General features: G+C 70.8%; 23 protein-coding genes and 1 pseudogene. 16 read left to right on the plus strand and 8 right to left on the minus strand.

Features of this window, described 5'->3' with window-relative positions; all coding sequences use genetic code 11:
* Positions 1–38: 38 nt before the first annotated feature.
* The 3 genes from BJ998_RS21055 to BJ998_RS21065 are packed head-to-tail and all read left to right on the plus strand — an operon-like array spanning position 39 to position 3582.
* Complete coding sequence (locus BJ998_RS21055; RefSeq protein ID WP_184864142.1) at positions 39–563, plus strand: PadR family transcriptional regulator; 525 nt, start codon at positions 39–41, stop codon at positions 561–563.
* Entirely contained in the window at positions 560–1255 is a 696-nt protein-coding gene (locus BJ998_RS21060; protein ID WP_184864144.1) for an ABC transporter ATP-binding protein, read from the plus strand. The genes BJ998_RS21055 and BJ998_RS21060 overlap by 4 nt, the downstream gene beginning before the upstream one ends.
* Positions 1252–3582 carry an FtsX-like permease family protein gene (locus BJ998_RS21065; protein WP_184864146.1) on the plus strand — a complete coding sequence of 777 codons (2331 nt, stop codon included), beginning with the start codon at positions 1252–1254 and terminating at the stop codon, positions 3580–3582. The genes BJ998_RS21060 and BJ998_RS21065 overlap by 4 nt, the downstream gene beginning before the upstream one ends.
* 28 nt (positions 3583–3610) lie before the next feature.
* On the opposite strand, the gene BJ998_RS21070 is transcribed toward BJ998_RS21065, so the two are convergent.
* From BJ998_RS21070 to tgmC, 3 genes are all read right to left on the minus strand, one after another.
* The gene (locus BJ998_RS21070; RefSeq protein WP_184864148.1) at positions 3611–5596 is read right to left on the minus strand and encodes an NACHT domain-containing protein; all 1986 of its coding nucleotides are present in this window, start codon (positions 5594–5596) and stop codon (positions 3611–3613) included.
* Between the two features lie 107 nt (positions 5597–5703).
* Complete coding sequence (locus BJ998_RS21075; RefSeq protein WP_184864150.1) at positions 5704–6141, minus strand: RpiB/LacA/LacB family sugar-phosphate isomerase; 438 nt, start codon at positions 6139–6141, stop codon at positions 5704–5706.
* Positions 6142–6187: 46 nt separating this feature from the next.
* Positions 6188–7339 carry an ATP-grasp peptide maturase system methyltransferase gene (gene tgmC / locus BJ998_RS21080; protein WP_184864152.1) on the minus strand — a complete coding sequence of 384 codons (1152 nt, stop codon included), beginning with the start codon at positions 7337–7339 and terminating at the stop codon, positions 6188–6190.
* A gap of 106 nt (positions 7340–7445) precedes the next feature.
* Between tgmC and BJ998_RS21085 the strand changes: the two genes are divergently transcribed.
* From BJ998_RS21085 to BJ998_RS21105, 5 genes are all read left to right on the plus strand, one after another.
* Positions 7446–7859 carry a helix-turn-helix domain-containing protein gene (locus BJ998_RS21085; protein ID WP_184864154.1) on the plus strand — a complete coding sequence of 138 codons (414 nt, stop codon included), beginning with the start codon at positions 7446–7448 and terminating at the stop codon, positions 7857–7859.
* Between the two features lie 5 nt (positions 7860–7864).
* Positions 7865–8479, plus strand: a complete 615-nt coding sequence (locus BJ998_RS21090; RefSeq protein WP_184864156.1) for a hypothetical protein — start codon at positions 7865–7867, stop codon at positions 8477–8479.
* A gap of 83 nt (positions 8480–8562) precedes the next feature.
* Positions 8563–8859: a DUF2516 family protein gene (locus tag BJ998_RS21095; RefSeq protein WP_312890256.1), complete on the plus strand. Its 297-nt coding sequence runs from the start codon at positions 8563–8565 to the stop codon at positions 8857–8859.
* On the plus strand, positions 8856–9614 hold the full coding sequence (locus BJ998_RS21100; RefSeq protein ID WP_184864158.1) for an alpha/beta fold hydrolase: 759 nt from the start codon (positions 8856–8858) through the stop codon (positions 9612–9614). Before BJ998_RS21095 ends, BJ998_RS21100 begins: the two co-directional genes overlap by 4 nt.
* Before the next feature lie 9 nt (positions 9615–9623).
* The gene (locus BJ998_RS21105; protein ID WP_184864159.1) at positions 9624–10175 is read left to right on the plus strand and encodes a YbaK/EbsC family protein; all 552 of its coding nucleotides are present in this window, start codon (positions 9624–9626) and stop codon (positions 10173–10175) included.
* Positions 10176–10185: 10 nt separating this feature from the next.
* On the opposite strand, the gene purU is transcribed toward BJ998_RS21105, so the two are convergent.
* From purU to BJ998_RS21120, 3 genes are all read right to left on the minus strand, one after another.
* On the minus strand, positions 10186–11061 hold the full coding sequence (purU, locus tag BJ998_RS21110; RefSeq protein ID WP_184864161.1) for a formyltetrahydrofolate deformylase: 876 nt from the start codon (positions 11059–11061) through the stop codon (positions 10186–10188).
* 79 nt (positions 11062–11140) lie between these two features.
* The gene (locus tag BJ998_RS21115) at positions 11141–11953 is read right to left on the minus strand and encodes a class I SAM-dependent methyltransferase (protein ID WP_184864163.1); all 813 of its coding nucleotides are present in this window, start codon (positions 11951–11953) and stop codon (positions 11141–11143) included.
* Positions 11953–12462, minus strand: coding sequence for a DUF2505 domain-containing protein (locus BJ998_RS21120; protein WP_184864165.1), 510 nt, complete (start codon positions 12460–12462; stop codon positions 11953–11955). The genes BJ998_RS21115 and BJ998_RS21120 overlap by 1 nt, the downstream gene beginning before the upstream one ends.
* Here BJ998_RS21120 and BJ998_RS21125 point away from each other — a divergent pair.
* Positions 12449–13579 (plus strand): UDP-N-acetylmuramate dehydrogenase, encoded by a 1131-nt coding sequence (locus tag BJ998_RS21125; RefSeq protein ID WP_184864166.1) that lies wholly within the window; start codon positions 12449–12451, stop codon positions 13577–13579. The two genes, BJ998_RS21120 and BJ998_RS21125, sit on opposite strands and share 14 nt — an antisense overlap.
* Positions 13580–13688: 109 nt before the next feature.
* Positions 13689–14690, plus strand: a complete 1002-nt coding sequence (locus BJ998_RS21130; RefSeq protein ID WP_184864168.1) for a chymotrypsin family serine protease — start codon at positions 13689–13691, stop codon at positions 14688–14690.
* 8 nt (positions 14691–14698) lie between these two features.
* Here BJ998_RS21130 and BJ998_RS21135 read toward each other — a convergent pair.
* Both BJ998_RS21135 and BJ998_RS21140 read right to left on the minus strand, forming a co-directional pair.
* Positions 14699–15606: pseudogene (locus tag BJ998_RS21135) on the minus strand (IS5 family transposase).
* 119 nt (positions 15607–15725) lie between these two features.
* Positions 15726–16463, minus strand: coding sequence for an SDR family NAD(P)-dependent oxidoreductase (locus BJ998_RS21140; protein ID WP_184864170.1), 738 nt, complete (start codon positions 16461–16463; stop codon positions 15726–15728).
* 137 nt (positions 16464–16600) lie between these two features.
* Between BJ998_RS21140 and BJ998_RS21145 the strand changes: the two genes are divergently transcribed.
* The 6 genes from BJ998_RS21145 to BJ998_RS21170 all read left to right on the plus strand — a co-directional run bounded on the left by BJ998_RS21145 (position 16601) and on the right by BJ998_RS21170 (position 23351).
* Entirely contained in the window at positions 16601–17764 is a 1164-nt protein-coding gene (locus BJ998_RS21145) for a L,D-transpeptidase (RefSeq protein ID WP_312890257.1), read from the plus strand.
* A gap of 49 nt (positions 17765–17813) precedes the next feature.
* The gene (locus tag BJ998_RS21150) at positions 17814–18623 is read left to right on the plus strand and encodes an alpha/beta fold hydrolase (protein WP_312890258.1); all 810 of its coding nucleotides are present in this window, start codon (positions 17814–17816) and stop codon (positions 18621–18623) included.
* A 1-nt stretch (position 18624) separates the two neighbouring features.
* Entirely contained in the window at positions 18625–19911 is a 1287-nt protein-coding gene (gene mshA / locus BJ998_RS21155; RefSeq protein WP_184864176.1) for a D-inositol-3-phosphate glycosyltransferase, read from the plus strand.
* 17 nt (positions 19912–19928) lie between these two features.
* Positions 19929–20435 carry a type III secretion system chaperone family protein gene (locus BJ998_RS21160; protein WP_246489401.1) on the plus strand — a complete coding sequence of 169 codons (507 nt, stop codon included), beginning with the start codon at positions 19929–19931 and terminating at the stop codon, positions 20433–20435.
* A gap of 163 nt (positions 20436–20598) precedes the next feature.
* Positions 20599–21393: a DUF4349 domain-containing protein gene (locus BJ998_RS21165; RefSeq protein WP_184864178.1), complete on the plus strand. Its 795-nt coding sequence runs from the start codon at positions 20599–20601 to the stop codon at positions 21391–21393.
* Positions 21394–21785: 392 nt separating this feature from the next.
* Positions 21786–23351: an AMP-binding protein gene (locus BJ998_RS21170; protein WP_184864180.1), complete on the plus strand. Its 1566-nt coding sequence runs from the start codon at positions 21786–21788 to the stop codon at positions 23349–23351.
* The last annotated feature ends 352 nt before the right edge of the window (positions 23352–23703 follow it).

The following is a 23703-nucleotide window of genomic DNA, read 5'->3' on the forward strand; positions in this document are numbered from 1 at the left end:
ATAGACCAAGGGTATACACCCGAGGTACAGTTGCCGGCATGTCGATCGGACTCACCCTGCTGGGCCTGTTGGAGACGGGGCCGCGCCACGGCTACGACCTCAAGCGGGCCTACGACGAGCACTTCGGACAGGACCGGCCGCTGCACTACGGCCAGGTGTACTCGACCCTGTCCCGCCTGCTGCGCGACGGCCTGGTCGAGGTGGACGGGGTGGAGGCCGGCGAAGGGCCCGAGCGCAAGCGCTACGCGATCACGTCGGCGGGCGTCACGGACGTCCGCGACTGGCTGGTCACGCCGGAGCGCCCGGAGCCGTACCTGCACAGCACCCTGTACACGAAGGTGGTGCTGGCGCTGATGTCCGGCCGCAGCGCCGCCGAGGTCCTCGACGTCCAGCGCTCGGCCCACCTGGAGACGATGCGGGCCCTGACCCGTCGCAAGCTGGCCGGTGATCTCGCGGACCAGCTCATCTGCGACCACGCTTTGTTCCATCTGGAAGCCGACCTGCGCTGGCTCGAACTCACCGCGGCCCGGCTCGACCAGCTCACGGAGGAGGTTCGGCGATGAGCGCGGACACCGGGGGCGCGCCGCTGCTGGAAGCGGTGGACCTGCACAAGTCGTTCGGGCCGACGCCGGCGCTGGACGGCGCCGGCATCAGCATCTGGCCGGGCGAGGTGGTCGCCGTGATGGGGCCGTCCGGCTCGGGCAAGTCGACGCTGCTGCACTGCCTGGCCGGCATTCTCCGTCCGGACAGCGGCACGGTGTCCTACCGCGGCGCCGAGCTGAGTTCGCTGCCCGACGTCGAACGGAGCGAGCTTCGCCGCACCGAGTTCGGTTTCGTCTTCCAGTTCGGCCAGCTCGTCCCGGAGCTGACGTGCTTGGAGAACGTGGCGCTGCCGCTGCGGCTGGGCGGGATCCGCCGCCGCGAGGCCGAGAAGGCCGCGACGGAGTGGCTGGAACGGCTGCAGGTCGCCGACGTCGCCGGCAAGCGGCCGGGCGAGACCTCCGGCGGCCAGGGGCAGCGCGTCGCGGTGGCACGGGCCCTGGTCACCGGGCCGAAGGTGGTCTTCGCCGACGAGCCGACCGGCGCCCTGGACTCCCTCAACGGTGAGCGCGTGATGAAGCTGCTGGTCAGCGCGGCCAAGGAGACGACGGCCGCGGTGGTCCTGGTGACGCACGAGGCGCGCGTCGCGGCCTACTCGGACCGTGAGGTCGTCGTGCGGGACGGCAAGTCCCGTCAGGTGGAGCTGGCTCGGTGACCGAACTGCGACCGCGGCCCCAACGAAGTCTGATCAACCGGGCGTTCCGCTGGTGGGGCGACCTGATGTTGGGCGTACGCCTGGCGATCGGCGGCGGCCGCGCGGGCTGGGGTCGGCTGGCGCTGACCGCGATCGGCGTCGGCATGGGTGTGACCGTGCTGCTGGCCGCGACCTCGGTGAGCCACATCCTGCAGGCGCGGGACGATCGCGGCTACGAGCGAGGCATTCCCCGTGACGACACGGAGAAACAGCCGGCCGTGCCGGGCACCGACCCGGTCTACGCAGCCTCGCGCTACAGCATGTTCGCCGACCACGACCTCGCCGGGGTCATCGTGCAGAAGACCGGTCCGAACGCGCCGCTGCCGCCCGGTGTCGACCGGCTGCCCGATGTCGGCGAGGTTGTGCTTTCACCGGCGCTGTCGGAGTTGCTGAACTCCAAAGCCGGTGAACTGCTGCGGCCCCGGTTCCCCGAACGCGTCGTCGGGACCATAGGTCCGTCGGGGCTGGAAGGTCCGCACGAGCTGTTCTTCTACGTCGGCGTGCCGAACGTGTCGGGGCAGTCCGGAGCGGTCGAGGTGCAGCGGTTCGGCCGGCCCAGCTCGCCGCGGACCCTGGACGGGTTGCTGTGGCTGCTGATCGTGCTCGGCTCGGCCGCGCTGCTCGTCCCGGTGGTCGTGTTCATCGCGACCAGCACCAGACTTGCCGCCGCGGCAAGGGATCGCCGGCTGGCGGCGCTGCGACTGGTCGGCGCGGACAGCGAACAGGTGCGGCGGATCGCGGCGGGTGAGGCCTTCGTCGGCGCACTGGTCGGGCTCGGTGTCGGTGTGGGACTCTTCCTGGCCGGTCGAGCGCTCGTGCCGGGCATCAGCGCCCCGGCGTTGAACGGCGGCATGTACGCCGAGGACATCCGTCCCGATTGGACACTCGCCGCGCTGGTCGTCGTCGCGGTGCCGGTGTTCGCGGTCGCGATCGCGGTGTTCTCCTTGCGGCGCATCGTGATCGAGCCGTTGGGTGTGGTGCGACGGGCCCGCAACCAGCGCCGCCGGCTGTGGTGGCGGTTGGCGCCGCCGGTGCTCGGGATCGCGTTGCTGGCCAGTCAGGGTGGCCGGCTCGGCGAGGCGCTGGACGGCAACTCACAGCTGCCGGTCATGGCCGGCATCGTGCTGCTGCTCTGCTCGGTTCCGTTGGTGCTGCCCTGGATCGTCGAACGCGTGGTGTCGAAGCTGGGCGGCGGGTCGCCCGCGTGGCAGCTGGCGATCAGGCGGCTGCAGCTGGACAGCGGCACGGCGGCCCGGGTGGTCGGCGGCGTCGCGGTGGTGCTCGCCGGCGCGATCGCGTTGCAGACGTTGTTCATCCCCGCCGAGAACCGCTATCAGCCGGACAATGTGCCGCCGCCGTCGGTGTCCGTGAGCATGCAGGACACCGACCTCACCCGTGCGCTGGCCATCGCGCCCGCGTTGCGCAAGCTGAACGGCACGGCCAAGGTCGACTCGGATGTCACCACCAGCGTGGAGAGGGCCGACGGCGGTCACATCACCATGTACATCGGCGGTTGTGACGATCTGCGGCAGCGAGCCGCGGTCGGGCCGTGTCAGGACGGCGATGTCTTCGTCACTTCCGGCGATCACGGTGTCGCGCTGGCCGCCGGGCAGCGCGTCACTCTCACGTCGTACGCACCTGGGCAGCCACCGACGTTGGTGCCTTGGACAGCGCCGGCATCCGTGCGCCCGGTGCAGGGGCTGGCCGGCTTCGGTGACGCCGTCTTCGCCACGCCCGCGGCGCTGGCCGGTGTCGGCGCGCCGGTGGTCGACGTGAACGCATATGTGCAACCGCGGCGGCAGGACGACACGTTCGTCGAGTACGTGCGCAATGCCCTGGTGCCGTTCGGGTGGAACGCGAACGCGTATGCGGCGGTGTCCGCGTCGACCAGCACCTTCCTGTTGATCGGACGGGTGGTGCTGATCGGCTCGGTGATCACGTTGCTGATGGCGGCGGGCAGCCTGCTGGTGGTGGCGCTGGAGCAGATCCGCGAACGGCGCCGGGCGCTGGCCGTGCTCACCGCCAACGGCGTCCAGCGGTTCGTGCTGGCGAGGTCGCTGCTGTGGCAGACGACCGTGCCGATCGCGGTCGCGGTGGTCGTCGCCGTGGTGTCGGGTCTGGTGCTGGCCGGCCTGCTGCTCTACGTCACGCGGCAACCGATCGCGTTCGACTGGGGCACCATCGCGGTGTTCGTGGCCACGGCCGTGGTCGCGGTCCTGGTGAGCACCGGGTGCACGCTGCCGTCGCTGTGGCGCGCCGCCAACGCCGAGGGCCTGCGCGACGAGTGAAGCCTGAAGGGGGCCGTCCGCGGCCCCTTCAGGGCTTGTGCGCCGAGTCCTTGGCCAGGTGGTCCTGGATCCGGGCATGCCGGAACTGGTAGCGGGCGCCGACCTGGCGCAGGATGCCCAGCTTGTGCGCGTCCTCAAGGAATTCGAGCAGTCGGTACGGCACTCGACCACGCATGGCCAGCCACGTCCGCGCGACCGTGAACCACCACCAGTTGCGTGACATCACCGCGAGCACGAAGCCGAGGATCGCGCCGGAACTGAAGCCCAGCCACACCATGCCGGTCCGGCCGGCGCCGAACAGCAGCGCCGCGGCGGAACCGACGCCGACGCCGAACACGAGGCAGATCAGGCCGACCAGCGCGCGATCCCGCGCCATCGTCGCCTCCGGGCTCGGCGGCCGGCTCAGCTCCACCGGGCTGCCGAGGGAGAACCGCAGCGCCGTCGCGATCGCCACGCTCAGCCCGGAGATCAGACCGGGATCCGCGCCGAACATCGCGCCGAAGACCAGGCCGACCGCGGTGCCGCTGACCAGGCTCACCACCAGCATGCTGCGCGCGGCGCCGAACCGCATCGACGCCGAGGCGTTGCGGCCCTTGGACGTCGCGTTGACCAACGTCCCCACGCTGACCAGGCAGCCGGCGCTGGCCCCGGTCCAGGAGGCGACGTCCAACACGTTCAACTTGTTCACCAGCGCGACCATCATGCCGACGCTCAGCGCCGTGAGCAGCCCCAACGAGATGGCGCCGAGAACGGTCAGCCAGTAGCGGTGCACCAGCCGGCGCAATTCCCACCACGGCAGTTCCCGCTGCTGCATGCGTGCGGCGAGGAACTCCAGCCACTGCTTGGCCTGCTCCGGCTGCCAGTGGTCCGACGTCATCGGCAGGTGTTCGGCGTCCTCCTCCGGGAAGAGCGTCGGCACCAGCTCGTCGAGCAGGAACTCCTCGATCGTCGCGCGGTCGGGAAAGCGGTTGGGGTCGAGCAGTTCGGTCGGATTGGTGGCGACGTCCGCGTACTTGGTCCGGGTCAGCCACACCATCAGCGGACTGCTCAGCGCCGCCGCCAGCGGCCCGTTCGGGTCGTGCCGGAGCTGCAGCAGCAGCGGCTCCCAGCGCGATGCCCCGACCCGGCTCGAACTGCCGCGGATCACCTCCGCCAGCGTCTCCTCGGCGACGGGCTCCAGCTCGACGACGTGCGCGTTGCGCAGGGGGCCGGTCTTCGCCACGGTCGACGTGTACGCGCGCCGGCGAGACGTCAACACCACCGGCGTGGCCGGCGGCATCGCGCGGTCGATGCCTTGCAGCGCCGAGATCCGGAGGTTGGCCGGGACCTCGTCGAAGGCGTCCAGGATCGGCAGGATGCGGCGCTGCTCGATGAGCAGGTCGGCGGCGTAGCTGCCGTACAGCTCGATGTTGCGCAGCGCCGGGTAGTCGTCGCGCAGCCGCTGCGTCATCCAGGTGCGCAGATCGACCCGCGGATTCCACGCTCCCAACGGAAGCACGAGCGGCAGCGGGTCGTTCAGCGCCGCGTCGTCGAGCAGGCCGAGCGCCAGCAGCGTCGCCAGCGAGGTCTTGCCCGAGCCGGCCGGGCCGAGCACGACCAGGCGCCGGCTCGGCAGGCGCCGGTACCACGGCACCAGCTCGTCGATGGAGCCGGACAACTCGGCCGGCTGGCACTTCGGGTCGGCCAGCTCCGGCGCCGCCGCCGACCACGTCACGTTCAGCTGGCAGGGCCGGAGCAGTTCGCGCTGCTCCGCCTCGACCCTGAGCTGGCTGGTCGTCGCGGTGGCCAGCGCCCGCGTGGCCGCCGTCAGCTGGGCGGTGGTGCTCGGCGCGGTCGCGCCGGAATGCCGCAGCCACGGGTCGAGCAGTCCGATCAACACGATGAACAGCACGACCACCGCGCCCAACCAGGTGGTGGGGTTGACGCCGTCCTGCGTCCACACCAGGCCGACCGTCGCCAGCACGGCGATCAGCACACAGGCGACGACGACGGCACGCTGCCGGTAGATGGACACACCTGCATCATGGCCGACCGGCCGTTACCGCGCGTCGGGAAGCCGTGGCGCGTCGTCACCTCGCATGCCGAATCGTTAGGCACGCCCGAGTTGTCGGCCCGGTGTTCTCAGCGAATCTTGGCCACGTGGTCGATGCTGGCCAGGTCGTCCTCGTCGTCGGTGACGTCGGCGGCGAACCACGCGTCGAGGATCTCGTCGAGCAGTGGCAGCGACGTCATCCGCAGGCTCAGCGCCAACACGTTGGCGTCGTTCCAGCGCCGCGCGCCCTGTGCCGTGTACGCGTCGGTGCACAGCGCCGCCCGCACGCCGGCGACCTTGTTCGCCGCGATGGACGCGCCGGTGCCGGTCCAGCAGCACACCACGCCCTGGTCCGCGCGACCCTCGGCGACGTCGCGGGCCGCGGCCTCGCTGGCCCGGGCCCAGTCGTTGGACTCGTCGTCGCTGAGCGCACCGTGCACGAGGACCTCGTGACCACGCTTGCGCAGCTCCTCGGCGATGTCGGCGCCGATCCCGTCGAGCATGTCCGCGGAAACCGAAATCTTCACCGGACACACGCTACTCATCCCACCGCACGGCGGTAACCGATATGCGTCAGTCCAACGGCCACCTGTCCGGCGACTCCGGGCTGTCCAGCCAGAACTCCTGCCCGTCCGGCCCGACCGTGAGCCCGAAGCGCTCGCGAGGCGGCCGGCCGAGCGCCAACCACTGCTCGTGCGTGGCTTCCGCGATGCTCCACAGCCGACGCGGTCCACCCTCGCGCACGCTGTGCCGCGCGTAGCATGCCCACGAGCCGTCGGCATGCGCCAGCCACGTCTCGCCGCGCGCGCCCGACCACGCGACCACGTGCGGCAGCGACAAGCCCGCGAAGAACTCGAACCGGTCCGACGGCCGCAGCAGCTTCGTCGAGGACAACTCGGTAGGCCGCGCGGGTGCTTGGCTGCCGCGCACGCTGTCGACGAGTTCGCTCACGCGTGGGCCGCGATGCGCCCGCAGCGGCATGAACCGCCCGTCGTCGGCGAGCACTCGGCCCGTCGCACGGCGTTCGCCGTCCGGTGTGAGCTTGACCAGGCCGGCGCCGATCGGCCGGTTCAACGTCGTCACGATGTACCCGCCGGGCGCGGTTTGTTCCACCCACGCCAACGGAATCGTCGACACGGAACAGGTGCACAGCACCCGGTCGTACGGCGCGTTGGCCGGATAGCCCTTCGCGCCGTCGGTGGCGACGCAGGTCGGGTGGAATCCGCACGCCGCAAGGTGTTCCGCCGCTCGGGCGGCGATCGCCGGGTCGACGTCGACGGTGGTGACGCGGTTGTCGCCGAGCCGGTGGCACATCAGCGCGGCGTTGTAGCCGGTGCCGGCGCCGATCTCCAGCACCGTGTCGCCGTCGCGCACCTCCAGCGCGGCCAGCATGATCGCCATGATCGCCGGCTCGCTGGAGGAGCAGGTCGGCACGCCGCGCACCGGCCCGGCCAGCGCGGCCTCGCGCCGCGACTCGTCGCCGTCGAGCTGGGTGATCGCGACCCGGTTGCGGTAGACGGTCCGCAGCCAGTCCTTGTCGGCGTCGGTGAGCAGCGTCCACGCGCCGTCGGGCCGCTGTTCGAACAGCCACGGCAGGAACGCGTGCCGCGGCACCTCCTCGAACGCGGCGCGCCAGCCGGGATCGAGCGGCAGGCCCTCGTCGACCAGCTCGTTCACCAGGTGGCCGCGGAGCCTGCGCGCCTGGCGTTCGAGTTCGGGGCGCACAACTCACCACGGTAGTCCGGTGTGACAGCAAGCACGCGAGAAGTGCAAGCACTGCGCTTGCAGCAGCTAGCACGCGGACGTACTGTGGAGAGCGAAAGGAGGCGGGATGGACAAGAAGAGCAGCGTCGACCAGGCCGTGGAAGCGGTCGCCGACCTGGGGCGGGACATCGGCGACTACATCCGCGAGCAGCGCAACAACGCGCAGATCTCGCTGCGCCAGCTGGCCAAGCTCGCCGGCGTGTCCAACCCGTACCTGAGCCAGATCGAACGGGGCCTGCGCAAGCCCAGCGCGGAGATCCTGCAACAGATCGCCAAGGGGCTGCGGATCTCGGCCGAGGCACTGTACGTGCAGGCCGGAATCCTGGAGCAACGCGTCGGCGGCGCGGTGGTGGACGCCGTGCTGGCCGACCCCGAGCTCACCGAGCGGCAGAAACAGGTGCTGCTCGACGTCTACGAGACCTTTCGGCGGGAGAACGCCAGCAAGCGCCCCGCCGACGCAACCGAGGACACCGAGGAGTGATCCAGATGCCGACCCTTCCCACCACCGAGGACGTCCGCAAGGCGGGCGAGCAGGTCTCCGCCGCCCTGACCGCCGTCCTGGAGCAGGCCAAGACGCCGCTGCTGGCCGCGCTCGGCGCCGGCGACCTCGCCGGCAAGGCGCTGACCGAGGCGCTGACCAAGGCCCGCACCCAGGTCAACGAGCGCGCCGAGGCCGCCCGCGGCGCCGTCGAGGACCTGCCGGGCCTGCGCGAGAAGCTGGACCCGTCCGAGCTGCGCAAGCTGCTCGACACCTACACCACCGCCGCCTCCAACCTGTACAGCTACCTGGCCGAGCACGGCGAGGAGACGCTGGAGAAGCTGCGTGAGCAGCCGCAGGTCAAGGTCGTGCTGGAGCAGGTCGGCGACCTGCAGCACCGCGCCGACGACGTGCTGGGCAACATCGCCCGCCGCACCCGCTCGGCCGGCGAGAAGGCCGCCGAGGACATCGAGGACGCGGCCGAGAACATCGCCGAGGCCGTCGTCGACGCCGGTGGCGAGGTCGCCGCGGAGACCCGCAGCGTGACCCGCAAGGCCGCCAACAAGGCCTCCGCGCCGCGCAAGCCGGCCGCCGAGAAGCCGGCCGAGACCACCGAGAGCTGATTCACCGAGGACTGCCGGGGCACGCCCACGACGGGTGCGCCCCGGCATTCCCGTGTGTCGCCTCCGGGACGTAGGGTGGGTTCGTGACGTACGGGCTCGACTACTGGATCCTGTTCGCGATCTGGTGCGCAGGCATGCCGGTCGGCGCCTTCGCGTTCCTGCATGCGCTGGTCCAGCGCGCGGACGCCTACACGGCGGCGGACCGCATGACCAAGCTGGCCTGGTCGCTGATCACCGGCGGCGGCCTGGCCGCGCTCTACCTGTTCCGCCCGCAGGGCAGCACCTTCATCCTGTGGATGGCGGCGCTGGTCGCGGTGCTGGTCTACATCGTCGACGTGCGGCCGAAGCTGAACGAGGTCCAGCGCGGCAACCGGTGGTGACCGGTTCGCTGCCGAGTGGTCTGCGCTGGCAGGGCCACGGCCGGGATGTGCCGGTCACGCTGGTGGCGCCCGGTCTCGGCGCGACTCCCGGCGAGGCGCGCATCCCCGCATCCGGATTGTCCGGCACGAGAGTTGTCGTCACGTTCCCCTCGCACGGGGACGCGGCGGACGCGCCCGCCGGCTACTGGACGTACCGGACGATCAGCGCGGATCTGGAGCGCGTCGCCGACGAGGTCGATGCCACGCGCGCGGTCGGCGTGTCGATGGGAGCCGGCGGCCTGACCGCGTTGCTGACCCGGCGGCCCGATCGCTTCGATCGCATCGCCCTGCTGTTGCCAGCTGCGTTGGACAAGCCGCGCGCGACGCCGGCGATGTGGGCGTTCGAGCAGCTCGCCGACGCCGTCGAGGCCGGTGACGTGGACGGCTTGCGTCGGTTGGTCGCCGCCGAGGTACCGGACGGCGTTGCCGTCGGGGAGCACATTTCCAGCCGGGTCGACGCGTTGCTCCGACTCGGCGGCGCTCTCCGGACGCTGCCGGAACAGGTGCCGACGAACGACGCGGCTTTGCTGCGAAACGTCGGCGCGTCGGTGCTGGTGATCGGCGCCGTCGGCGATCCGCTGCATCCCGAGCAGGTCGCCCGCGATGTCGCGGCGGCGCTGCCGAACGGCCGGCTGGAGCTCATCGACTCGCCCGCGCCGCTGCTCACGCATCGTCGCGAGGTCAGGTCCCTGCTCGTCGACTTCTTCGCTGGCTAATGTGACGCCATGGCGCAGTGGAGCATTGCCGGCACCTTGCACGTGGAACCCGTCCTGTCCCGGCCGGAACTGGTGGCCGAGCCGGTGCTGGCCGCGATCCGGGCGATGGACGCCGCCGACGTCGACCGCATCGGCGTGACGGAGATCGACCCCGAACTGGCCGACACGGCGGCGTTCTGCGAGCACTACGGCTCGCCGCTGGAGGCGTCGGCGAACTGCGTGGTCGTCGCCGGCAAACGCGCCGGCGAGCTGCGCCACGCCGCGTGCATGGTGCTGGCGACGACGCGGGCCGACGTGAACGGCGTGGTCAAGCGCCGCCTCGACGTCCGCAAGGCGTCGTTCGCGCCGATGGACGACGCCGTCGGCCTGACCGGCATGCAGTACGGCGGCATCACGCCGATCGGACTCCCCGCCGGCTGGCCGCTGCTGCTGGACGCCCGCGTGGCCGCCGCGCCCGAGCTGGTCATCGGCAGCGGCATTCGCGGCGGCAAGCTGCTCGTGCCCGGCGACCTGCTGGCCAAGCTGGCCGGCGCCGAGGTGATCGAGGGCCTCGCCGGCTAGCCCGCGCCGATCAAAAAACGACCGTGCGGTTGCCGTGCACCAGGACCCGGTCCTCCAGGTGCCAGCGCAGCCCGCGGGCCAGCACGATCTTCTCGATGTCCCGGCCCTTGCGGACCATGTCCCGGTCGGAGTCGCTGTGGCTGACCCGGATCACGTCCTGCTCGATGATCGGCCCCGCGTCCAGCTCGGCGGTCACGTAGTGGCAGGTCGCGCCGACCAGCTTCACGCCGCGGGCGTGGGCCTGGTGGTACGGCCGCGCGCCGACGAAGGACGGCAGGAAACTGTGGTGGATGTTCACCGCGCGGCCCGCCCACGCCATGCACAGCTCGTTCGGCAGGACCTGCATGAACCGGGCCAGCACGATGGCGTGCGGCTGGTGGCCGTCCACCAGCTGGCGCAGCTGGGCGAACGCCCCCGCCTTGCTCTCCGGGTCGCCGACCGGGAACGGAACGTGGTGGAACGGGATGCCGTGCGCCTCCGTGATGCCGGCGAGGTCCTTGTGGTTGCCGATCACCGACGTGACGTCCACGTCCAGCTCGCCGGAGGCCACCCGGCCGAGCAGGTCGTACAGGCAGTGGCCCTCCTTCGACACGAGGATCACCGCGCGCTTGCGTTCACCCGTGTCGGTGACCCGCCAGTCCGCCCTCGGCCCCAGCTCCCGCGCCACTCCCGCGAACCGCGCGGACAACTCCCGCACGTCGAACGGCAGCGACGAGGCCAGCACCTCCTGCCGGGTGAAGAACCAGTTCGTGGTCGGATCCGTGTGGTAGGCGGCCTCCACGATCCATCCGCCGAACTCCGTCAGGAAGCCGGCGATCTTGGCGACGATGCCGGTGCGGTCGGGGCAGCCGAGGCTGATCACGTAGCGGCGTTCGGTGGAGGACACAGCCCGTGATTCTGACAGAGATCACGGGGCTGTGAAGGAGGCCAGAAGCGACCGGCCGGCGGCCGGCGCCGGCAGGACGTCAGCCCGCCGGCGCCACCGCCGACCAGGGCAGGGTGATCTCACCGAGCCGCCAGCGCCGGCGGTCGTCCAGCACCGGCCAGCCACGCCCGGCCAGCAGCCGGCATGTCTCGACCCAGCGGGCCCGAGGCCCGAACGGCGCGTACGGCGCGGCGGTCGCCCAGCAGTCGTCCAGGGCAGTGAGCAGGTCGTGCACCCGTTCGCCCGGCACGTTGCGGTGGATCAGGGCCTTGGGCAGGCGCTCGGCGACGTCCGAGGGGGTCGCGATGTCGGATGGCTTGCACGCGATCGTGAACGTCAGCGGGCCGGACTCGTCGAGCAGCACCCAGCAGCACCGCCGGCCGATCTCGTCGCACGTGCCCTCGACCAGCAGCCCGCCGGGCGCGAGCCGGCCGCGCAGGCCGTCCCACGCCTGCGACGCGTCGGCCTCCGAGTACTGCCGCAGCACGTTGAACGCCCGCACCAGCGCCGGGCGGAGACCGGCGAGCTCGAAGCCGCCGCGTCGGAACGTCAGCAGCGGCGGATCGGCGGCGTGCTCGGCGGCCGCGACCCGTTCCTGATCCAGCTCAAGGCCGACCATGCAAAGGTCGGGGCGCACGGCCCGGAGCCGCGCCGCCATCTCGACGGTCGTCACCGGCGTCGCCCCGTAGCCGAGGTCCACCACCAGAGCTCCGGGCCCCAGCGCTTCCCTGACGGCGGCGTTGCCGACCATCCAGCGGTCGACGCGGCGCAGCCGGTTCGGGTTGGTGGTGCCGCGGGTCGGCAGCCCGAGTGCGCGGGCGCGGCCGGCCGCCAGCCGTGGTTGCTTGGCCATCAGTTCTGGTGCGTGTCCAGCCACTCGGTGGTGTGCTCGAACTCCCGGGTCAGCAGCTTCACGATCTGGCCGGAGACGACCTCCTCGACCTTGCCGCCGACGAACGGGATGTTCACCGCCACCTCGCCGCGCATCAGCATGGTGCTGCCGCCGCCGGCCTCGTCGGACAGCCGCATCGCGCCCTTGATGTGACCTGGGACACCCGGGATGCCGGCCTGGACGCGGCCCAGCCAGCCGCCGTCGCCGTTGCGGTCCCACTCCTCCGTGCGCTCGATCACGAGGTCGCCCTTGAGGAAGGCTCGGACCGCCGACGGCAGCTCGCTGGCCGGCACGCCGTGCCGCAGTCGCAGGCTCACTTTCTCCCCGTCGACCTGGTGCTCCAGCAGGGTGGCGTCGGTGCCGCCGAGCTTGCTCAAGCGGTCGCGCAGGTAGGTCGGATCCACCAGGGCGGCGTGGACCTCGTCGGCGGTCCACCGGGTAGTCGCCTGGTGCTCAATGCGGCGTGCCATGTCGCGGAGGCTACCGTTGACGTCCGTGACCACCCCCCTGTCCAGCACCGAGGTTCGCACGTCCGTCCCGCTGAGCGGGCACACGACGCTGCGACTGGGCGGTCCGGCTGCCCGTTTCCTGCCGGCCACCAGCGCATCCGACGTCGTCGACGCGGTGCGGGCCGCCGACCAGGCCGGCGAGCCGCTGCTGGTGCTCGGCGGCGGCTCCAACCTGGTGATCGCGGACGAGGGCTTCGGGGGCCTGGTCGTGCACATCGCGACCGAGGGGCGGTCGTTCGACCGGCTGGCCGACGGGCGGGTCGAGCTGACCATCGAGGCCGGCGAGGACTGGGACCGCACGGTCGCGTTCTCCGTCGAGCAGGGCCTCGGCGGGCTGGAGTGCCTGTCCGGCATCCCCGGCCAGGTCGGCGCGACGCCGGTGCAGAACGTCGGCGCGTACGGCGTGGAGATCGCCGACCTGCTGACCTCCGTCGACCTGCTCGACCGCCGCAGCGGCCGGGTGCACCAGGTGCAGGCCGAGGACCTGGGACTGACCTACCGGTCGAGCGTGCTGAAGGGCACCGACTCCGCCGTGGTGCTGCGCGCGCGCTTCGCCCTGCAGGACGGCGGCCGGTCGGCCCCGATCCGGTACGCCGAACTGGCCCGCGTTCTCGGCGTCGAGCTGGGGGCCCGGGTGCCCGTGGCGGACGCCCGCCAGGCCGTGCTGGAGCTGCGTCGCGGCAAGGGCATGGTGCTGGACGCCGACGACCACGACACGTGGAGCGCGGGGTCGTTCTTCACCAACCCGATCGTCGACGACGCGGAGCTGCCGGGCGTGCTGGCCAAGATCGGGGAGCGGGTCGGCGCGGACGCGGTGGTGCCGCAGTACCCGGGCGGTCCGGGGCGGACCAAGCTGTCGGCGGCGTGGCTGATCGAACGGGCCGGCTTCGGCCGGGGCCACCTGGCCGCCGACGGCCGGGTGTCGCTGTCCGGCAAGCACACGCTGGCCCTGACCAACCGCGGCGAGGCCTCCACCGCCGACCTGCTGGAACTCGCCCGCGAGGTGCGCGACGGCGTGCTGGCGGCGTTCGGCGTGCGGCTGCAGGCCGAGCCCGTGATGGTCGGCTGCCGGCTCTGACCAGGAACAACCCGTTCGGCCGCCGCTGAACGAGTGACAATGAGTCATCTGACACTCACCCCGCGTGTTTTCATGTGTGGTAGGGGGAACGCGCGCGGAGGAGGTCGCCATGACCAGCGCGGACGAGTTGATTCGGGCCGGGATACGTCCGGTCAAGCGGCGCGTCGAGGTCGATCTGCTGTCCCGGCGGGGAGTTGTCGGCGTCGACATCGGGGAGAAGGTCACCGCGGGCCGACGGACCGGTCAGATCGGCATCGTCGTGTACGTCCGGCACAAGTACCTGGCGGCCCGGCTGCGGCCGGCCGACCTGGTGCCGGCGGAGATCGACGGCATCGCGACGGACGTCGTCGCCGATGACATCGTGCTGCACCGCGCCCTGCTGGATGCGGACTTTCCGCCGGCTCGTGGTGCGGAGCGACATCGTCAAGTGCTCGGCGGCATCAGCATGGGGCCATGGCGGACGGTTGTGCTCGCGCCGCCGGATGCGCCGCGTGCCGGCGAGTACGCCATCGTCGGGACCCTGGGCGCGTTGGTGACCGACCGCGCCGGCAACGGGCATGTCATGGGGCTGACCACGTTTCACGCCGCGTGCGTGGACGACGCGTGGTCCGTCGGCGACGAGATGGTGCATCCGTCCCGTGTGGACAGCGGTGCCAGTCCGGACGACGTCGTGGGAACCCTGTGCCGGGCGGCGCTGTCCGGTTCCGTCGACGGGGCGGCGGTGTTGCTGGCGGCTGGGCGCTCGTACCGTCCATCCATTGTGGACGTTGGCGCGGTGACGGGAACGTCACCCGCCGCGCGGGGAACCGTTGTGCGCAAACGCGGTCGTACCACCGGATTGACGACGGGCCGCATCACGTCCGTCGACGCCACGATCGTGCTGGACTACCGCGACGGGCTCGGCGTGCGGGTGCTGCGCGACCAGGTGCGGATCGAGGCCGTCGGCGGCAGGGTGATGGGCGACTACGGCGATTCCGGCGCCGCCGTAGTCGATCCCGACAACCGGGTGGTCGGCCTCTACGTGGCCGGCAACACCCTGGGCACGGTCGCTTTCGCCAGCCCCATCGGGAAGGTCCTCGACGAGCTGGACGTCGACCTGATCACCGACTAGGTCGTGTTTCAGATGCGGCGTAGCCAGACGTTGATCGCTGCGATGGTGACCGTGGCCTGATATCGCACAGCCAGCTTGTCATAGCGCGTGGCCACCGCCCGATGCTGTTTGAGCAGGCTGATCCCGCACTCCACGGCATGACGCTGCTTGTAGACCTCCGCATCAAACGCCGGCGGCCGCCCACCCCGTGACCCCTTGGCACGGCGGTGGGCGGCCTGGTCACGAGGCTGGGCGATGGTCGCCTTGATCCCACGCCGACGCAGATAACCCCGGTTCGCCCGCGAGCTGTAGGCCTTGTCCGCTAACACCCGATCCGGCCGACACCGCGCCCGTCCCGCCCCCAGCCGGGGCACCCGAATCTGCCCGAGCACCACCGTGAACTGCGGGCTGTCCCCACGCTGGCCCGCGGTCACCACCAGCGCCAACGGCTTACGCCGCTGCTCGCAGGCCAGGTGCAGCTTGGTGGTCCACCCGCCCCGGGACCGGCCCAGCCCGTGATCGTCCAGCTCGACACCGCCCGTCTCGCTACTCGGCGGTTCGACCTGCAGATCCCCCTTTTCCGCGCACCCGCCGCATGCTGATGCGCCCGCGCGATCGTGGAATCCACGCTCACATCCCAACTGATCAGCCCCGCGGCGTCGGCGTGGGTCTGCAACACGGTCAGGATGCGCTGCCAGATCCCGGCCCGCTGCCAGCGGCGGAACAACCCGTACACGGTCTGCCAAGGACCGTAGACCGGCGGCACGTCCCGCCACGGCGCGCCGACCCGGACCCGCCAGCGGATCCCGTCGATGAGTTGTCGCTTGGTCCATTTCGGCGGGCGGCCCGGCTTCACACCGACGGGCAGCAGCGGTTGCAGCACCGCCCACTGCGCGTCGGTCAGATCGAACCGCCCCGTGGCCGCTACGCTGGGCACGAGGTCTCCGGTGTTTCAGGTTTGCTTGGTCGCTAACCCGTCTACCGGAGACCTCCCTTATCTGATCACCGACACGCCGACGTGATCATCTGTATGGCCCCTGACCTTTGAAACACGACCTAGTCCCGGTGCGCCCGCGTGGCCGAGGCCTGTGCCCGCGGCTTCATGACGATCTGGTCGAGGTTGACGTGCGGCGGCCGGGTCACCGCGAACGCGATGACGTCCGCGACGTCGTCGGCCACCAACGGCTGCAGGCCCTGGTAGACGTTCGCGGCCCGCTCGGCGTCGCCGTCGAAGCGCACGACCGAGAACTCCGTCTCGACCATGCCGGGCAGGATCTCGGTGAACCGGACCGGTTGGCCCAGTTCCTCGGTGCGCAACGTGCGGTGCAGCGCCGACTGCGCGTGCTTGGCCGAGGTGTAGCCGGCGCCGCCGTCGTAGACCTCCTGCGCCGCGATCGACGTGACCGTCACCACGTGGCCGTTGCCGGAAGCGATCAGCTTGGGCAGCAAGGCTTTCGTCAGCCGCAGCGTGCCGATCACGTTGGTTTCCCACATGCGGCGCCAGTTGTCCTCGTCGGCGGCGTCGATCCGTTCCAGGCCGAACGCCCCGCCCGCGTTGTTCACCAGGACGTTGGCCGCGGCGATCTGGTCGGTGAACGCCGTCACGGACTCGATGTCCGTCACGTCCAGCGCGAGCGGCGTACCGTCGATCTCGGCGGCGATCGCCTTGATCCGTTCGAACCGCCGCGCGCCGAGCACGACGTGGAAGCCCTCGGCGGCAAGGCGGCGGGCGGTTGCCTCGCCGATGCCGGAGCTCGCTCCGGTGACAACTGCGATGGGGGACTGGGTGCTCACGGCACCGATCCTTCCCCCTGTCCGCGGTGGGCCGCCACCGGTGGCCGGTGAGCAACCTCACAGGCTCTGATTCACCTGGTCAGACGTCGTCAAGAAGGGGAGCAACGTAGGAGGCAATGGTGGTTACGGGGACTCGAGTGAAGGCGGGGTTGGTGGTCGCGGCGGCGCTGGTGCTGGCGGGCTGTTCCGGCGGCGGCGGTTTGTCGGCCATCGGCTCGACGTCGACCAAGCCGCCCGCACCCGCCGCCAAGCTGGCCGGCGCGCCGGCCAACGGGGCCAAGGACGTCACCGTGAACACGCCGGTGACCCTCACCGCCGACGGCGGCACCATCAAGGACGTCAAGCTGGTCGACGCCACCGGCAAGGCCGTCGAGGGCAAGCCCTCCGCCGACAACAAGACCTGGACCAACACCGGCCACCTGGACTTCGGGCAGACGTACACGTACGACGCGCAGGCGGTCAACGCCGACGGCAAGCCCACCCCGCTGCACGGCAGCTTCAGCACCGTCGCCCCGGGCACCCTGATGCGCGGCTCGCTCAACCTCGACGACGGCGCGCAGGTCGGCGTCGCGGCGCCGATCATCCTGCAGTTCGCCGGGCACGTCGACGACAAGGCCCGGGCCGCGGTGGAGAAGGCGCTGACCGTGCAGTCCGACCAGCCCAACACCGGCTCGTGGGGCTGGCTGCCCGACAACGACCAGGGCTCCCGGATCCACTACCGCACCAAGGAGTACTGGAAGCCCGGCAGCAAGATCAACGTCAGCGCCCACCTGTACGGCGTGCCCTACGGCAACAACAACTACGGCAAGGCGGACCTGACCCTGGGCTTCACCATCGGCCGGTCGCAGATCGTCAAGGCCGACGTGAACTCGCACAAGATGACCGTGATCCGGGACGGCAACGTCGTCGCCACCTACGACGCCAGCATGGGCTCCGGCGCCAGCCAGGACCGGGTGACCCGGTCCGGCACCCACGTGGTGACGGAGAAGTGGCAGGACAAGGACATGTCCAACCCGCCGTACTACGAGCACGCCCACGAGCGCTGGGCGGTGCGGATCTCCAACAACGGCGAGTTCATCCACGCCAACCCCAACACCGTCGGCGACCAGGGCAACAACAACGTCACCCACGGCTGCGTCAACCTGTCGACCGCCGACGCCCAGGCCTACTTCGGCACCGCCATGTACGGGGACCCCGTCGAGGTCACCGGCTCCGACGTGGCCCTGTCGGCCGCCGACGGCGACCTCTACGACTGGGCCATGAGCTGGGAGCAGTGGCAGGGCCTGTCCGCGCTGCGCTGAGCGTTCGGGAAGAACTCGCCGCACCCGGGACGTTGACCCCGTTGTGAGGGTGACGGCTGCGGACGGGACCGAACTCGCCTGTTACGTGTCGGGGCCGGCGGACGCGCCACCTGTGGTGCTGATCCACGGCTGGTCGGCGGCGGCGAGTAGCTGGGGCGATGTCGGGGCCGGCCGGTTGCGAACGTTTGCCGTGGACCTTCGCGGTCACGGCGACTCCGACCGGCCGGCCGCCGGCTATCACGACGCGGAAACCTGGGCCGGCGACGTCGCCGCGGTCCTCGACGTCGTCGGCGCCCCGGCGGTGCTCGTGGGCTGGTCGTACGGCGGGCTCGTCATCACCGACTACCTGCGTCGGCACGGGACCGCCGGGGTGGCCGGGATCGTGCTCGTCGGCGCCATCACCGAGATCGGGCGTGGCCACCCCGGCGGCCGCGTCGGGCCGGCCATGCGGGCCGCCCTGCCGGCGGCGCTGTCCGAGGACGCCGACGTCGCCGTGCCGGCTCTGCTGGAGCTGACCCGTCACATGACCGGGACTCCGCTGACCGGTGCGGCGCTGCAAGCCGGGCTTTCCGTGCCGCTGAGCGTGCCCCCGCACGTGCGGGCGGCGATGTTCCAGCGCGACGTCGACAACGCCGAGCTGCTGCGCTCGATCGACGTCCCGACTCTGCTGGTCCACGGCACCGCCGACGCCGTCGTGGACCCGCGTGCCACCGAGTACGCCGCCGGCCTCATCCCCGGGGCCCGGACCCGCTGGTACGAGGGCATCGGGCATATGCCCTTCGTGGAATGTGTCGAGGATTTCACCGCCGACCTGGTCACTTTCGCGCAGTCCGTGATGACGACGAAGGCAGGATCCTGACGTGACTCCGAAGCGTTCCCCGCGCCGGGTGGCGGTGCTGTCCGTGCACACGTCGCCGCTGGAACAGCCGGGCACCGGCGACGCCGGCGGCATGAACGTCTACATCGCCCAGACGGCCAAGCGGATGGCCGACCGGGGCATCGCCGTCGAGGTGTTCACCCGCGCCACCTCCTCCGACCTGCCGCCCGTCGCCGAGCTGGCGCCCGGGGTCACCGTCCGGCACATCGTCGCCGGGCCCTTCGAGGGCCTGGCCAAGGACGAGCTGCCCGGCCAGCTCTGCGCCTTCACCGCCGGTGTCCTGCGGGCCGAGGCCCACCACGAGCCCGGCTACTACGACGTCGTCCACTCCCACTACTGGCTGTCCGGCCAGGTCGGCTGGCTCGCCCGTGAACGCTGGGGCGTGCCGCTGGTGCACACCGCCCACACCCTGGCCAAGGTCAAGAACGCCGCGCTGGCCGAGGGTGACACCCCCGAGCCGCGGATGCGGGTCATCGGCGAGGAACAGGTGGTCGCCGAGGCGGACCGGCTGGTTGCCAACACCGACGTCGAGGCCGGCGAGCTGGTGTCGCTCTACGACGCCGATCCGACCAAGGTGCTGACCGTGCCGCCGGGGGTCGACCTCGGCCGGTTCGCCCCCGGCAGCCAGGCCGCCGCTCGGGTGGCGCTCGACCTGCCGTTGGACGCCATCGTGCTGACCTTCGTCGGCCGGATCCAGCCGTTGAAGGCCCCCGATGTGCTGCTTCGCGCCGCCGCCTCGTTGCTCGTCTCGCAGCCCGAACTGCGCTCGCGGCTGGTAGTCGTCGTGGTCGGCGGCCCCTCCGGTTCGGGCCTTGAGCAGCCGAAGGCTTTGCAGGAGTTGGCCGTCGAACTGGGCATCCTCGACGTCGTTCGCTTCATGCCGCCGCAGCGGGGCGAGGCGTTGGCCCAGGTGTACCGGGCCGCCGACGTCGTCGCCGTGCCCAGCCACAACGAGTCCTTCGGCCTCGTCGCCCTTGAGGCCCAGGCTTGCGGCACCCCCGTCGTCGCCGCTGCCGTCGGCGGCCTGCCCATCGCCGTCGTCGACGACGTCACCGGCCGTCTCGTCGGCGACCACAACCCCGCGAACTGGGCTCGTGTGCTCGGCGACGTCGCCCTGCATCCCTCGTTACGCGAGGAGTTCGCGCGCAACGCCGTCGGCCATGCCCGGCGGTTCTCGTGGGACCGCACCACCGATGCGCTCCTGGACGGGTACGCCGACGCTCGACGTGATTTCCTGTCGGAGGTGCGACGACGGGAGGTGACGGTGTGACCGCCACGCTGGACGAGCTGGACGGCCTGATCGCCGGGGCGCTGCGGGACAGCGAGATCAAGTACGACCGGCGGGGCCCCGGCCGGTACTTCCTGACGCTGCCCGGCACCAAGAAGCTGCAGACCAACTGCTGGCTGATCGTCACCGACCACGCCCTGCTCGTCGAGGCCTTCGTCTGCCGCAAACCCGACGAGGCCTTCGAGGACGTCTACCGATTCCTGTTGCGCCGCAACGCCCGTCTCTACGGCGTGCACTACACGCTCGATGATCGGGGCGACATCTACCTCGTCGGCCGGATCGGCCTGCACGCCGTCACCCCCGACGAACTCGACCGCCTCCTCGGCCAGGTCCTCGAAGCCGCCGACGGCGACTTCAACCCGTTGCTGGAGATCGGCTTTGCCGGCGCCATCCGGCGGGAATGGGACTGGCGGGTCTCCCGCGGCGAGTCCCTGGCCAACCTCAGCGCCTTCCAACACCTGGTCGGCTCCGCCGGCGACAAGCCGGCCGTGGCGGACGAGTCCTGATCGTGACGTTCTGACCGCAACGTCCCGCCTGCCTTCTCCCGTCCTCCGGGCGAATCCGAGAAGGGGAGGCGCAGGGATGTCACGTACCCGAAGAACACTGGCCGTTGTCGCCGTCGCGGGCGCATTGCTCGCGGGATGCTCGTCCGGAGCGAACAGCGCCGGGATGTCCGCCGCTGTCCCGGGCGCTGCCGCTCCCGGCGGCTCGGGCAACTCGAACAGCGCCGACTCGGCCAAGGCGCCGCAGGCCACCGGTTCCCAGACCGGCGGCCAGTCCAAACCGATACCCGCCGACAACGGCCGGCAGATCGTCCGCACCGCGACGATCAATCTCACGGCGAAGACCGTCAGCGACGCCGTCACCGGCATTCGCAAGGCCGCCACCGACGCCGGCGGCTACTCCAGCGACGAGAACTCCGGCGCCGACCACGGCACCCTCACCTTGAAGGTGCCGGCCGACAAGCTGGAGTCGGTGCTCGACAAGATCGGCTCTTACGGCACCGTCACCTCGCGGGCCGAGCACGCCGAGGACGTCACCGACGAGATGGTCGACGTCACCAGCCGGTTGGCCACGCAGCGTGCCAGCGTCGACCGGGTGCGGGCCCTGATGGACAAGGCGACGTCACTCAGCGACATCACCCAACTCGAGAGCGAGCTGACCAAGCGCGAGGCCGACCTCGAATCCCTCGAACAGCGCCATGACGCCCTCGCCGCGCAGGTCGCGATGTCCACCATCACCGTCGACGTGAGCAAGACGGACGCGCCGGCGCCACCGCCCGAGGACCAGGCGAGCTTCCTCAGCGCCCTCGGGGCCGGTTGGCACGCATTGCTCGCCACCCTCAACGGAATCGGCGTCGGCTTGGGCGCTTTGTTGCCGTTCCTGCTGGTGATCGGCATTCCCGCCGCCGCGGTGTATGTGTATTTCCGGCGTCGAAAGGCCCGGCCGCAGGCCGCGCCCTGAGTGGTGAACCGTGGGACGGTCCCGGGTCGAAGGGGAGTCGAGGCCCCGGGCCGTCCCACGTCAATTCACCCGCCGCGGCGGCGGTCCTGGGCGAGGGGGTGCCGCAGGGGGCCGAAGCGGGTCGGCGGTTCGACGGGGGGACGAACCGCTCTGGACTCGCCGGATCGGGGAGTGTGAGAGCCGATCCGGTGGGCGAAGACAACTTCGCAGACCGATAATGCCCACCACAAGTAGATTTGCTACTCCATAAGAGTGAATCACGATGGGGTGTCGTAACGGCAGTCCTTGCGGGAACAACATGCCTGGCGACTCGCGTGTGGACTCGCTCACCCCCCTTGCGGCGTGGTTAGGTCCACTGGGTCGCAGGTACCGAGCGAGCAAGGCAGGTCGCCATGGTCTTTCGTAGTTCCTACCCCGAGGTCGAGATCCCCGATCAGCCGGTGCACGAGCTGATCTTCCGGGGCCTGTCCGAGAAGGCCGACCGACCCGCGCTCATCGACGGCATCAGCGGCCTGACCATCACCTACGCCGAGTTCGCCGCCGCCGTCGACCGCCTCGCCGCCGCCCTCGCCGAACGGGGTGTGCGCAAGGGCGACGTCATCGGCGTTTTCGCCCCCAACACGCCCGCGTACGCCATCACCCTGCACGGCATCCTCCGCGCCGGCGCCGTCGCCACCACCGCGAACGCCCTCTACACCGCCGAGGAAGTCGCCGGCCAGCTCACCGATGCCGGCGCGAAGATGCTGTTCACCGTCTCCGCCTTCCTCGACCGGGCCGGTGCCGCCGCCAAGCTCGCCGGCATCACCGACGTGTTCGTGTTCGACAAGGCCGACGGCCACACCAGCCTCTCCGACCTGCTCGCCAGCACCGCCCCCGCGCCGTCGATCTCCTTCGACACCGCCGAAGACCTCGCCGTGCTGCCGTATTCCTCCGGCACCACCGGGCGGGCCAAGGGCGTCATGCTCACCCACCGCGCTCTGGTCGCCAACATCGTGCAGACCGACGCCATGATGGACACCGCGAACGTCAACCGGGTGCTGGCCGTGCTGCCGTTCTTCCACATCTACGGCATGCAGGTCACCCTCAACCACGCGCTCGCCATCGGCGCCACCGTCGTCACCATGCTCAAGTTCGATCTGGCCGAGTTCCTCCGGGTCATCGCCGAACACCGCACCGACCGCGTCTACATCGCGCCGCCCGTTGCCGTCGCCCTCGCCAAGCACCCCATGGTCGACTCCTATGACCTGTCCGCCATGAAGGTCCTCTTCTCCGGCGCCGCACCCCTGGACGAGGAGCTGGCCGAGGCCGTGCACAAGCGCCTCGGCTGCAAGGTCAAGCAGGGCTACGGCATGACCGAGATGAGCCCCGTCAGCCACACCATTCCCGACGAGCGCGACGACATCGCCATCGGCACCGTCGGCCTGATCGTGCCCAACATGGAGAACAAGATCGTCGACCTGGCCACCGGCGAGGAACTCGGCGTCGGCGAGCGGGGCGAGCTCTGGTGCAAGGGGCCCAACGTCATGAAGGGCTACCTGAACAATCCCGAGGCCACCGCCGCCACCCTCGACTCCGACGGCTTCCTCCACACCGGCGACGTCGCCGTCATCGACGAGCACGGCGTCGTCAGCATCGTCGACCGGGTCAAGGAACTCATCAAGTACAAGGGCTATCAGGTTCCTCCCGCCGAACTCGAGGCCCTTTTGCTCACCCACCCCCAGATCGCCGACGCCGCCGTCATCGGCGTCCGTGACGACGAGGGCGAGGAGGTCCCCAAGGCCTTCGTCGTCCCCCAACCCTCCTCTTCCCTCACCGCCGACGACGTCATGACCTTCGTCGCCGATCGCGTGGCCCCCCACAAGAAGGTCCGTGTGGTCGAATTCCTCGACGCCATCCCCAAATCCGCCTCCGGCAAGATCCTCCGCAAGGACCTTCGCGCCCGCGAAGCCGTCAGGTAAAACCCGTGCCTGCTCCACCCAATGGCCCTCGGCTCACCGTCGAGGGCCGTTCTCTTGCGCGCCACGAAGTAGTTCCGGCTACTGTTTTTTGGGCAATTCTTGTTCCTTTCCAAGGGAATCCGATAGTTGCCCCCCGCCCCCGCCCCCGCCCCCGCCCCCGCCCCCGCCCCGCCCCCCGCCCACGCCTGCGCGGCACGGTGATTCTGTTCGCGTCGATGGAAGTCCCGCCCGGTGCGCCGTGGTCCTGGCCGGCGCCGCCGTGCCACCAAACCCGACATAGGTAACGGTTAGGTCAAGCGGGGCATCCGTTTCGAACGGGTGCACGTCCTAGGAGCCACAGAGGGCAAGGGGG

Source organism: Kutzneria kofuensis, assembly GCF_014203355.1.
Taxonomy (GTDB): domain Bacteria; phylum Actinomycetota; class Actinomycetes; order Mycobacteriales; family Pseudonocardiaceae; genus Kutzneria; species Kutzneria kofuensis.